An 11,271-nucleotide genomic window follows, 5' to 3' on the forward strand; every position below is an offset into this window, starting at 1 on the left:
TTCGCCCGGCGCCCCAATCCGCCGGCGATACCCGAGCACGCCTGGATCAACGAACCGAAACCAGAGACAGAACCCGTCCTACGCTATCCATAACAACAGGCCGTCTTACTTGACTTGACAACTTCCGGGTGAACTGCTCAACCGTGCTTTGCAGCCGCAGGGCCTCCAAGTTGCCACATCTCATAGTTCCCACATTCTGCCGTGATCTCGGCCGCCGCCTGAGCCGCGGCGAAGAAGTCTTCGGCCACGGGCGAGAGGTGCGATGCCGCCATCGCAAGGCACACCTGATCGGGTGCCAAATCCGGAACGGACAGGTAAACGACATCCGGACGTGAGTAGAACACGGTCGCCGAACGGGGCAGGAACGAGATGCCCCGGCCCGCCGCGACGTGCTCGAGCATTTCGTCCACCCCGCGCACCAGGTATCCGGCGTTGGGGTGCGGGCGCCTGGTGGGCTGCGTGCTCGTGTCGGCACCCCAGACCAGCGGCTCGCCGGCCAGGTCGGCCTCGGTGACTTCTGCCTTGCCAGCCAGCCGGTGGCTGACGGGCAGCACCGCCACCCGTGGCTCGGTGTAGAGCGGGACGACGCGCAGGCCGGCCTCGTCGATGGGCAGTCGCACGTAGCCGATGTCGATGCGGCCGTCGAGCAGAATCGGGGCCTGCTCGTCGGCTTCGATGCGTTGCACGTTGACCAGAACGTCCGGGTGCTGATTGGCGAACTGTTGTACCGCCGGGGCGACCGCGATGCCTGCCCGGAAGCCGACCATGAGCCGCCGGCTGCCCCGCGCGGCCACGCTCACCCGGCGGCGGGCCGCGTGCGCGGAGGCCAGTAGCGGGCCGGCGTCGCTCAGCAGCTGCCTGCCGGCGTCGGTCAGCACCACCCCATGGCTGTCCCTGGTCAACAGCGGGGCCCCGAGATCCTTTTCCAGCGCGCGGATCTGCCGGCTGAGTACCGGTTGCGCGATGTGCAGCTGCTCGGCGGCGCGGCCGAAATGCAGAGTCTCGGCGACCGTGACGAAGTAACGCAACTTGCGCAGGTCCAGATCCACGGTGCCTCCCGGTCCGGCGATGCCTCCAGGGTATCGCAACTGCTGAAAGAGGTCTTGGACAGCCGATCAGGCCGATGGTGTCATGGAATCGAGCGTCATCCAGGCGCCTGGTTCGACGGCGTCAACGACACAGCCCGTCTCACCCGGGGAGTCTGCAGGGGCGTTGCATCCAACTCCAGAAAGCGGCACACCATGAGCAGCGTCAGCATCATCGGCCTGGGGACCATGACCCGTGCCATAGCCACCCGCGCGGTCGCCGGCGGCATTACCGTCGAGGTCATCGGCCGCGACGAGGCCAAGGCGAAAGACCTGGCTGTCGCGCTCGGCGGCGGCGCCACGGCCGGGAAATTCGGCACCACCCCGGCCGGCGACCTCGTCATCCTCGCCGTGCCCTACGCCAGCGCCGTGCCGATCGTCGCCCAGTACGGAGACGCGCTCGCCGACAAGGTCATCATCGACATCAGCAACACCGCCAATAACGACGCCACCGGCCTGGCCACCGGCGACCACACCTCCGGTGCACAGGAGATCGCCAAGGCCGCCCCGGCGAGCGCGCACGTCGTGAAGGCGTTCAACACCGTGTTCGGCCACATCCTGGCCCAGGGCGGCCCGCTGGACGTGCTTCTCGCCGGCGACGACGCGCAGGCCAAGACGAGCGTCTCGTCGTTGATCGAGACCCTCGGACTGCGCCCGCTGGATGCCGGCGGTCTTGAGGTGGCGCGCTGGCTGGAAGGGGCGGGCCTGGTGATGATCAGCCTGGCCCGCCATGGCGTGGGGAACTTCAACTTCTCCCTCGGCATCAACCGCGCCGGCTGAGCACGCCCGCACCGCCACTTCTCGCGTCACATCACGTCCGCCGATCTGCGACGCGAGAAGCAACCTTCCACCTACTCTCGCAAGGAAAAGTCGTGCGCGTTCTCGTTACTGGCGGGACCGGCCATACCGGTTCGTACATCATCCCCGAACTTGTCGCCGCCGGGCACGAGGTCACCGGCCTGGCCCGGTCGGACACGGCTGCGACGGCGCTGTCCGCGCTCGGCGCGACGGTGCGTCGCGGCGGCCTCGAGGATCTCGACGGGCTCAAGGAGGCCGCCGCAGATTCCGACGGCGTCATCCACGTCGCACACAGGCAGGACCTGCTTGCCTCCGGCGGGATCGACGCCGTAGCCGCCGCCGAGGTCCCGATCATGCTCGCCTACGGCGAAGCGCTCGCGGGAACCGGAAAGCCTCTGGTCGCGGCCGGGAGCATAGGCTCACCCGGCTATCTTGGCCGGCCGGCCACCGAAGAGGACCCGGCCCTACCCGGCGGCGATGAGCACACGGGCACTCTGCGGGTTCGCAACATCGTGGAAACCACCGTCATCGGCCTGGCCGAGCAAGGGGTGCGGTCCTCGATCGTGCGGATCGCCAACATCGCACACAGCACGACCGATCAAGCCGGCTTCCTCATGCAGCTGATCGCGCTCGCGAAGGAGAAAGGCGTCGTCGGCTACCCCGGAGACGGCGCCAACCAGTGGAACGCCGTGCACGCCCGCGATGCCGCCTCCGTGTTTCGTTTGGCACTGGAGAAGGGCCCGGCAGGCAGCTACTGGCACGCGGTCGCGGACGGGGCCATCCCGCTCCGGGACATCGCCGAGGCCATCGGCAGCCGCCTAGGCCTGCCCGTCGTGAGCATCCCCGCCGACGTCCTGATGGTGCCCGGATATTTCGGGTTCCTCGCGAACATCGTCACGCAGAGCTATCCGGCGTCGAACCTCATCACCCGCCAGTCGCTCGGGTGGGAACCCGCCCAGCCCGGCCTGCTCGCCGGTTTGGACAACGGCCACTATTTCCCCGCCAGCTGAGGACAGGAACCCAATGACGACCGTGGGAATCATCGGAAGCGGAAACGTCGGCATCACCGTGGCGCAGCTCGCCGTCGAGGCCGGGCACCGGATCGTGCTCAGCAATTCGCGCGGTCCCGAAACGCTCGCGGACACGGCCGCAAAGCTGGGGCCGCGTGCGTCCGCGGCGACGAGCGAACAGGCCGCGGCAGCCGGTGACATCGTCGTCATCGCGGTGCCGGTCAAGGCCTTCCCCAACCTGCCCGCGGCGCGACTGGCCGGCAAAACGGTCATCGACACGTGCAACTACGGCCCTGAGCGTGACGGACACATCCCCGAACTCGACGGCAACGCGCTCACCTCAAGCGAACTGCTGCTGCGATACCTCCCGGACGCCATGGTCGTGAAAGCGTTCAACAACATCTTCTACAAGCACCTGCTGGCACTCGCCCGCCCAGAAGGGGTGGCTGGCCGCTCGTTCCTGCCAATCGCCGGCGACTCCACACAGGCAAAGGCGGCGGTGGCCGAGTTCATCGACTCCATCGGGTACAGCGTTGTGGACGCGGGGCCGCTGACCGACAGTTGGCGGCAGGCGACGGGCACGCCGGTCTGGGGCACCCCGTACGGGCCATACTCGAACGAGAAGGGCCAGCCGGCCGGCGAGGACGCCCTCCGCGCGGCGCTGGCCGCCGCAGTGCGGTAACCACAAGCCGGCGCGGGCCACGGCACGGCGCAGCCGTGTTGTGGCCCAGGTGTCGGGCGGGGCCGGTCATGACCGGCAATCAGGCGAAGCTGTAGGTCAGACGTCCCTCCAGGGGAGGCGATAGAACGGCTCGGCCTCGGCTTGGCCGTCACCCTGGAATTTCTCGGGCCGCTGGCTGTCGCGCTTGCGGGCACCCGGCGTCGCAGGGGCCTTGCCTGCACGCTTGCGGGCGCGGCATGGGTGCTGGCACGCCCACAGCTGAGCACGGACCACCTCGGCATAGGCCTCGCGCTGGTCCGCCGCAGTTTGCCGGGCGTGCCATATCCTGCTCAATTGCTCGGCGGGCGCGGTGCTCCAGTGCGCTCAGGGCTCTGCCGCCGCGGCGGCGGTCTCGGCGCTGCTCTACGCCTGCGGGAGCTGTGCTCCTCACAGAGCACAGTGCGGAACCCGGCGAAGCTCGCGTGTGCGGCAACCGCGAGTGTGCTCTCCTCCGCGGTCCCGTTCGCGGCTGATGTGTGGGCTCTGCGCCGCGTGCCGGCGCACCGCTTCTGCTTGCTTATGAGCATCAATCCGGTGTTCGCGGGGCTGATCGGCCTGTCGCGTCCGACGTCGGGAGCCTCTACCGGCTCGCGCTGGACAAGGCTCCGGTTGGACCGTGACCGTACGCCGCCCCGCTGAAGAAGGCATCCAGGCGCGCGAGATCGCTGAGGCCATCGTTGTGGTATCTCGACCATACCGAGCACTCGCCGGCAGGCTCCTTATCGCAATCCCTGGAAGAACTCGCTGATGTCGTGTGCGAGAAGTTCGGGTTCTTCGTGGGCTGCGAAGTGTCCGCCGCTCGGCATGCGCGTGTATCTCGTGATGTTGTAGGTGCGTTCGGCCCAACTGCGGGGCGGATGGTTCAGGTCGGCTGGGAACAGGGCGAGCGCGGTGGGGACCGAAACTCGCTTCACCCGCCTGGTCATGCCCGCGCCGTATTCGTAGTACGGCCTGAACGACGTCGAGATCGTCCGGGTGAACCAGTACAGCGATGCCTGGGTCAGCAGGAAGTCGTCGCTGAACCGGGCCGACACGTCGCCGCCGCAATCGCTCCAGGCGCGGAATTTCTCGAGGATCCAGGCCAGCAGCCCTGTCGGAGAATCGGCCAGGCCATAGCTCAGGGTGAGCGGGCGGGTGCTTTGCTGGTGCTGGTATCCGCCTTCCCGAGCCGCCCAGGCCTCGAGTGAATGGACGTAGTCCTTCTCCTCCGGGGTGAGTGTGGCTGCGTCGTAGGTCACCGGGTTGGCGATCGCCATCAGGTGGATGCCGACGACCTCCTCGGGGTGGGCCTCGGCCAGGCGCGAGGCGATGCCGGCGCCCAGGTCCCCTCCGTGCGCACCATAGCGCTCGAAGCCGAGTTCATCGTGCATCAGCCGGTGCCAAAGCTCGTGTGTTTGCGGGGTGTCGGTGAGCGATGGACGCTGTGGTGAGAAAGCGAAGCCCGGCAGCGACGGCACGATCACGGTGAAGGCGTCGGCGGCATCGCACCCGTAGCGCGACGGTGTGGCCAACCGGTCCGCGAGGCCGGTCAGCTCGAGGAACGAGCTTGGCCATCCGTTGGTCAGCACGATCGGGAGTGCGCCGGGTCGTTCGCCCTCCCAGCGAAGATAGTGGACCGCGGTGCCGTCGAGGTCCACGAGACGAGATGGCAGTGCGTTGATCGCCGCCTCGTGGACCCGCCAGTCGTAGTCCGTCATCCAGTACTCGACAAGGCGCCGCAGCTCGCCCGCCTCGGTGCCGGCATCCCACCCGCTCATGGGCCAGGCGGTCGGCCACCGCGTGTTGCGCAGCCGTGCGCGCAACTCGTCGAGCTCTGTGTCGGCGACCGAGATCATCTGCATGATGCTGGGCATGGCTCTCCTCGGGGAGTTTCGAATGTCGACTATCTCGGTCCGGCGGCTTTCGTCGGTCTGCCTGCGCCGATCCGGGGGCGCCGGGCCGCGCCGCCGAGTGGGACGGACGCGGCCGAGCGCACTGCGACGATCACCAGCGCGTGCCCGAGTGGGGCGCGGTCTCCGACGTAGGAAGCCGAGTGCGGCGCCTGCGCCCCACAGGAGCGTGCCGGCGAAAGTCGTCGCGGCGTCGGGCCCGGGCCCGACGCCAAGACGACCCTCACGCGTTGTGCGTTATGACACCGGCGCGTTCTCCTTGTCGGGGGCGTGAAGGTGCTGGGCGAGGAAGAGGGCTGCGCGGTCGAGGGCTTCGCCGGCTTCGTCGAGCAGCCCGACGAAGACTTGGAAGCCGTGCGGCACGTCAGCGGTGACATCGAGGATCACGTCCACTCCGGCCGCGGTGGCGCGCGCGGCCATGCGGGTGGAGTCGTCCAGGAGCACTTCGTTGGTGCCGGCCTGCAGGAGCATCGGCGGCAGGCCGGTCAGGTCGGCGTGGAGGGCCGGGCTGAGCAGGGGCTGGTGTGGGTCGGCGCCGGCGAGGTACATGGCTGTGGTCTGCGCCAGGCTCTCCCGGGTGAAGATCGGGTCGATGTCGTTCTTGGTGTCCATGCTCTCGCCCGCCCAGGTGACGTCGAACATGGAGGAGAATCCGAGGATCGCGGCGGGCAGCGGCAGGCCGGCGTCGCGGGCGGCGAGGCTGGTGGTGACGGCGAGGCCGCCGCCGGCGGAGTCCCCGGCGAACACGATGCTCGCAGGGTCCTGTCCGCTCTCGAGGAGGGCGCGGTAGGCGCTGAGGGTGTCGTCGATCGCGGCCGGGAACGGGTGCTCGGGGGCGAGCCGGTAATCCAGTGAGAGCACGCTGAATCCGGTCTTGACCGCGAGGTGCCCGGTCAGCGACAGCGCGGTCTCGGGCGAGCCCAGTACCCAGACGCCGCCGTGGAAGTACAGGATCGTCCCCGGGCGCCGGCCCTCGCCGGGCTCGATCCGCAGCGCGGGTCGGTCGCCGAGCGTCGTCTGCGTGGTGCGCAGGCCGTCCGGGACGACCATCCGGGCCATCATCGCCTTGAAATCGGCCCGGAACGCCTCGACCGAGGCCGGGCTCTCGCCGTGGGGCTGGCGCAACATCGCGTCGAGCTTCGCACGCTGTTCCCTGTTCATGTGCCTGCTCCTTCTCTTCTCCTGGGCTTCGAAGTACGACACTTCGTTGCACACTGCTGTGCAACCTACTTCATTGCACGCCAGTGTGCAACAATGGCGTCATGCCTACCGAGTCCTCCGAGTCCTCCCGTGCGCGCTCGATGAACGAGACACGCGATCGCATCCTCGAGGTCGCCCTCGAGGTGCTGGGCGAGAACCCCGACGCCGGGATGGGCGAGATCGCCTCCGCCGCCGGCGTCGTGCGCCGCACGGTCTACGGCCACTTCCCCGCGCGCCTCGACCTGGTCCGGACGCTCACGGACCGGGCCGTCACCGAGATGACGGCCGTGCTCACCGAAGCCGACGCCCCCGGCGCGCAGGCGGACGCGGCGTGGGTCGAGTTCATCGCCCGCGTCTGGCCGGTGGCGCACCGCTACCGCGTGCTATTGGCGCTGCGCCGCGGCGAGTACGGCGAGGCGATCCACGCTCTGCTCGGGCCGCTCGACGAGCTCCTCGCCGACCTCGTGAAACGGGGCCAGGACAGCGACGTGTTCGCACACCACCTGCCGCCGGACATCCTGAGCCAGGCCGCCTACGGAGTCGTGTTCGCGATCGCGGACAGCGACCTGTCGAACGCGACCCACGGCGCCCGCGCAGCGACGATCACGAGCCTGCTGATGCTGGGAGTTCCCGAGACCCGCGCAACCGCCCTCACGGCCGACCAGCCCTGACCCGCCGCACCCGAGCGCAGCCGCGGACCGTACCGCCCCGGATTCTCCTCCGGACCCGACCTACAAGACCGGGTTGCCAGAACGTGTCAGCCTCGATCCTTCAGTCGTAGTCAGTGGTTGATCTGTGGTTTCGGCTGGCTGGGTTGACGCCCGGTTCACGGCTTTTATGCTCGCAATGGCGGGGACGGGACGCAGTAGTGGCCTGGGTGTGTAATGCAGGGTATTGACCGCGAACCCAACCGTGTCCGCGTCGCTACCGAACGGCACCCAGCCGTTGTTGTTCGCCAGGTCGTAGATCCCGTAAGGGACCGCCTTGCCGAGCTTCTTGTCCGGGAAGTCGTGGGTCTTGACCTTGGTCGGCTCGCCTTTGGCCCGCCACGCGGTGCCCGCGTTCTTGTACTCCCCGAAGTTCTCCTGCTCCTTCGGCGTCCACACTGATCACCGGATCGCCGGTGGCCATGAAGGATCGTGCCTGCTCGTCGATGTGCCTGAACTGCCCGTCGCGGTCCGGGTGCGCAGTGCCCTCCAGGGTTTTGACATTCGCCTGGAGGCTTTAGCCCTCGGCGGCCAGCAGTTCGGCGACCTTCGTCCCGTGCTCGTGGAGCTTGCGGGCAAGATCCCGGGTGGAGTCGTTGCATCAGCGCAGTAGCCGCTCAGGATCTCCACGCTCGAAGGCACCTGCCGTTCTGCCCGGCCGATGGCGCCGCTGCCTGCGGCGGGTCATCACCGTGCATGACCGCCCCCCTATCCTCGGATCTGGCCGACCTGGATCGACGTAGCCGCGGACCTTCGCCGAGCTCGCCATGCATCCCAGCGTCGACGTCCGCCGCTCAATCGCCGAGAACGGGCACGTCGACATCGAGACCCTCGCGGTGCTCGCCGAAGACCCGGAGCCCCGCGTCGGTTCATCGCCGTCACGATGGCCAACGACCGCGGACTGACCCTCCCTGCACTCCTCGTGGCGCAGCTCGAAACCGACGAGGCCAGCCGCCACATCCGCGCCGAGCTTCGCCCGCAGTCTTGAGAATGGTGGGGTGCCGGGTGTCATCCAGGCGGTCGTTGTCGGCACTCGCCGCTAAACTCCGGCAGACGCAACACACCCGGCTTCCCAACTTATTCGCGAAGTGACGTGAGACGTACACCGCGGGGTTGTGGACTCTGATGCCCGCTCCGGAGAATACGCCGACAAGGTCGGCAAACGGTACGAGAGCATTTGGACGGTCAGGCGACTGCTGTTCGTGCTCATCGGGCGGGCGCATGCCATCACAGTCGAAGCCTGGGGGGCTGAAGGCGAGGGCGCCGAGTTCATCCCGAGACCGGACGGATAAACCGGTCATCGTCGGGCAGAGCGTCTCGGCTCGGGCGCCGAGCGCGGTCTGATTCTGTCCGTCAGGCTTCGGTGGTCCTGGCGGACTGCGCGGCCGCCGACGCGAGCAGCGCGTCCAGCAGGCCGGGGAATACCGCGTCCAGATCGACGCGGCGCAGCTCGTTCACCTTCGCCGTGCCCTGATAGTGCTGGGTGATCACACCCGCTTCGCGCAGCACGCGGAAGTGATAGGTGGCGGTGGACTTGCTGCACGCGAGCCCGATCCGCGCGCAGGATGCCGCAGCGTCGGCGGCCAGCGCCTGGATGATGAGCAGCCTCATCGGGTCTGAGCATGCGTGCAGCACTGCCTCAAGCCGGAAATCGGCCGGCTCGGGATGCTCCAGTTGGCGCTCCGAAGTTGACGTGCCCGCGCTGTCAGGTGCCATGACCTGATCGTACTACGACATATCTCGTATTTCGATGGCGGTAGTCGTTCGACAACTCTAGTAGTACGCTGAATCTAGTACTACGAGATCAATCGAACTTATCTATGCCCGGGGCGCCGCACCCGAGGCCGTTGCCATGAGGAGACACCCACGTGAGCACGCTGTTCGAGCCCTACCAGCTGCGATCGTTGACCATCCCCAATCGCGTGTGGATGGCGCCGATGGGCCAGTACAGCTCCGCGTCGGAGGGGCCGACCACAGGCTTCCCCAACGACTGGCACCTCGCGCACCAGGGCGCCCGCGCCGCCGGCGGCGTCGGCCTGATCCTGACCGAGGGCACCGGGGTGAGCCCGGCCGGCCGGACCACCCCATTCGACCTGGGCATATGGAGTGACGCGCAAATTCCCGGGTTCCAGCGGATCACCAGCCTGCTGACCTCACTCGGTGCCGTGCCCGGCATCCAACTGTCGCATTCGGGCCGCAAGGGATCGACCGACCGTCAGTGGCTCGGCGGCAAGCTGCTCGGTCCGGAGCAGGGCGGTTGGCAGCCCGCCGACCCCAGCGCGATCGCGGCCGCCGAAGGCGAGCCGATACCCGCCGTACTGACCCTCGCCGACATCGACCGGATCGTCGACGAGTTCGCCGCCGCCGCGCGCCGGGCGGCTGCCGCGGGCTACAAGGTGGTCGAGCTGCTCGCCGGGCACGGCTACCTGATCCACCAGTTCCTCTCGCCGTTCAGCAACCACCGCACGGATGACTATGGCGGCTCGTTCGAGAACCGGGCCCGGTTCGCCCTGCGCGTCGTCGACGCCGTACGCGCCGTCTGGCCCGATGACCTCCCCCTGTTCGTCCGCGTCTCCGCGACGGACTGGCTCACCGAGAACCCTGAGGACGTCCGGGAGGGCTGGACCGTCGACGACACCGTACGTCTCGCGGGGCTGCTGAAGGACCGCGGCGTGGACCTGCTGAACGTCTCGAGCGGCGGCCTGGTCCCCGACGCGAAGATCACGGCCGGCCCGGGCTACCAGGTCCCCTTCGCCGCGCGTCTGAGGGCCGAGGCCGGCGTCGCGGTCGCCGCCGTCGGCATGATCACCGAACCCGAACAGGCCGCAAAGATCCTCGCCAACGGTGAAGCCGACGCGATCCTGATGGGCCGCGAACTCCTGCGCCACCCGTCCTGGCCCCTCGACGCCGCCAAGGCCCTGGGCGGCGAAGTACGAGTCCCGCCGCAGTATCACCGCGCCTGGCCGCGTTAGGGAGCGACCGAGGAATGGAGTTGCCGCGCCAGGCGCGGCGCCGAAGGCCTGCCCCTTCGGTGCGGTGGGCCGAGCATGGCAAGACGTGGGCGAAGGCTCATACTTGTCCGCCTGTGCCTTTGACCACGCCGAAGCCGCCGCGTCCGCCTGCGCGCCGGGGGCGTCGGCTTCGGTGAGCACGGCCGTCATCTCGGTGACGGCCCGGTCCGTGAGCGTCCGGACCAGGTCGAGGCGCGCGGGGAAGTGGCCGTAGACCGTGCGGCGCACGACGCCGGCGGCGGAGGCGATCTCGCCCATCCCGGCGTCGGGGTTCTCGCCCAGCACCTCGAGGGCGACCTCGAGGATGCGATCGCATGTCTCGATCATCGAGCGCGCACGGGAGGACTCGGAGGACTCGGTAGGCATGACACCACCGTTGCACACTGGCGTGCAATGAAGTAGGCTGCACAGCAGTGTGCAACGAAGAGTTGCGCCGCACTTCGAAGCTCAAGAGAGCAGGAGAACGCAATGACCGCACCGACGCCGCCGACCCCGACCCTCGTGCGCCCGTTCACCGTCTCGATCTCGGATGCGGAAATCGACGACCTGAAGCAGCGACTGGCCCGGACCCGGTGGCCCGATCCGGAAACGGTGGGCGACTGGTCGCAAGGGGTTCGCGTGGAGAACGCCAGGTCTCTGGTCGAGTACTGGGAGCGTGGCTACGACTGGCGGCGTTTCGAGTCCGAGCTCAATCGCTTCCCCCAGTTCCTGACCGAGATCGACGAGGATGTCCCGACTCTCGTAGAACTTCGCAGGTGGCGGTCCCCCACCTGAAGCCTGCCAGTTGGTAGGTATCGGGTGAATCTGCCAAGAATCATCCGAGATGAGGGACCACCGTGAAGAAGAACGT

The 11,271-nt window shown here is 68.2% G+C and carries 11 protein-coding genes and 3 pseudogenes; 7 read left to right on the plus strand and 7 right to left on the minus strand.

Going from position 1 to position 11,271, the window contains the following annotated elements; translation table 11 throughout:
• Window positions 1-137 precede the first annotated feature (137 nt).
• On the minus strand, window positions 138-1,049 hold the full coding sequence (locus KDL01_RS33685) for a LysR family transcriptional regulator (RefSeq protein WP_212532737.1): 912 nt from the start codon (window positions 1,047-1,049) through the stop codon (window positions 138-140).
• A 192-nt stretch (window positions 1,050-1,241) separates the two neighbouring features.
• Here KDL01_RS33685 and KDL01_RS33690 point away from each other — a divergent pair, with 192 nt between their 5' ends.
• The 4 genes and pseudogenes from KDL01_RS33690 to KDL01_RS46170 all read left to right on the plus strand — a co-directional run.
• Window positions 1,242-1,865 carry an NADPH-dependent F420 reductase gene (locus tag KDL01_RS33690; RefSeq protein ID WP_212532738.1) on the plus strand — a complete coding sequence of 208 codons (624 nt, stop codon included), beginning with the start codon at window positions 1,242-1,244 and terminating at the stop codon, window positions 1,863-1,865.
• A 92-nt stretch (window positions 1,866-1,957) separates the two neighbouring features.
• Window positions 1,958-2,893: an SDR family oxidoreductase gene (locus KDL01_RS33695; RefSeq protein ID WP_212532739.1), complete on the plus strand. Its 936-nt coding sequence runs from the start codon at window positions 1,958-1,960 to the stop codon at window positions 2,891-2,893.
• A 22-nt stretch (window positions 2,894-2,915) separates the two neighbouring features.
• Window positions 2,916-3,575, plus strand: coding sequence for an NADPH-dependent F420 reductase (locus KDL01_RS33700; RefSeq protein ID WP_438802005.1), 660 nt, complete (start codon window positions 2,916-2,918; stop codon window positions 3,573-3,575).
• Between the two features lie 117 nt (window positions 3,576-3,692).
• Window positions 3,693-4,253 (plus strand): annotated as a pseudogene (locus KDL01_RS46170) (EamA family transporter); the annotation flags it as partial.
• 80 nt (window positions 4,254-4,333) lie between these two features.
• Here KDL01_RS46170 and KDL01_RS33705 read toward each other — a convergent pair.
• Entirely contained in the window at window positions 4,334-5,449 is a 1,116-nt protein-coding gene (locus tag KDL01_RS33705; RefSeq protein ID WP_438802006.1) for an epoxide hydrolase family protein, read from the minus strand.
• Window positions 5,450-5,740: 291 nt separating this feature from the next.
• The gene (locus tag KDL01_RS33710; RefSeq protein WP_212532742.1) at window positions 5,741-6,664 is read right to left on the minus strand and encodes an alpha/beta hydrolase; all 924 of its coding nucleotides are present in this window, start codon (window positions 6,662-6,664) and stop codon (window positions 5,741-5,743) included.
• A 101-nt stretch (window positions 6,665-6,765) separates the two neighbouring features.
• Between KDL01_RS33710 and KDL01_RS33715 the strand changes: the two genes are divergently transcribed.
• A complete protein-coding gene (locus tag KDL01_RS33715) occupies window positions 6,766-7,374 on the plus strand; it encodes a TetR/AcrR family transcriptional regulator (protein WP_212532743.1) in 609 nt (202 codons plus the stop codon).
• A gap of 60 nt (window positions 7,375-7,434) precedes the next feature.
• Here the strand turns inward: KDL01_RS33715 and KDL01_RS46175 are convergent, their stop codons facing one another.
• The 3 genes from KDL01_RS46175 to KDL01_RS33730 all read right to left on the minus strand — a co-directional run bounded on the left by KDL01_RS46175 (window position 7,435) and on the right by KDL01_RS33730 (window position 9,126).
• Window positions 7,435-7,671, minus strand: a complete 237-nt coding sequence (locus tag KDL01_RS46175) for a hypothetical protein (protein ID WP_368861703.1) — start codon at window positions 7,669-7,671, stop codon at window positions 7,435-7,437.
• Window positions 7,628-7,903 (minus strand): ISAzo13-like element transposase-related protein, encoded by a 276-nt coding sequence (locus tag KDL01_RS44025; protein ID WP_368861704.1) that lies wholly within the window; start codon window positions 7,901-7,903, stop codon window positions 7,628-7,630. Before KDL01_RS44025 ends, KDL01_RS46175 begins: the two co-directional genes overlap by 44 nt.
• An 860-nt stretch (window positions 7,904-8,763) precedes the next feature.
• Window positions 8,764-9,126 (minus strand): ArsR/SmtB family transcription factor, encoded by a 363-nt coding sequence (locus tag KDL01_RS33730; protein WP_212532745.1) that lies wholly within the window; start codon window positions 9,124-9,126, stop codon window positions 8,764-8,766.
• Between the two features lie 152 nt (window positions 9,127-9,278).
• Between KDL01_RS33730 and KDL01_RS33735 the strand changes: the two genes are divergently transcribed.
• Window positions 9,279-10,382, plus strand: coding sequence for an NADH:flavin oxidoreductase/NADH oxidase (locus tag KDL01_RS33735; RefSeq protein WP_212532746.1), 1,104 nt, complete (start codon window positions 9,279-9,281; stop codon window positions 10,380-10,382).
• A gap of 135 nt (window positions 10,383-10,517) precedes the next feature.
• On the opposite strand, the pseudogene KDL01_RS46180 reads toward KDL01_RS33735, so the two are convergent.
• Window positions 10,518-10,748: pseudogene (locus KDL01_RS46180) on the minus strand (TetR/AcrR family transcriptional regulator); the annotation flags it as partial.
• Between the two features lie 141 nt (window positions 10,749-10,889).
• Between KDL01_RS46180 and KDL01_RS33745 the strand changes: the two are divergent.
• A pseudogene (locus KDL01_RS33745) lies at window positions 10,890-11,144 on the plus strand (epoxide hydrolase N-terminal domain-containing protein); the annotation flags it as partial.
• Window positions 11,145-11,271 lie beyond the last annotated feature (127 nt).

The sequence above is a fragment of the Actinospica durhamensis genome (assembly GCF_018139695.1).
GTDB classification, from domain to species: domain Bacteria; phylum Actinomycetota; class Actinomycetes; order Streptomycetales; family Catenulisporaceae; genus Actinospica; species Actinospica durhamensis.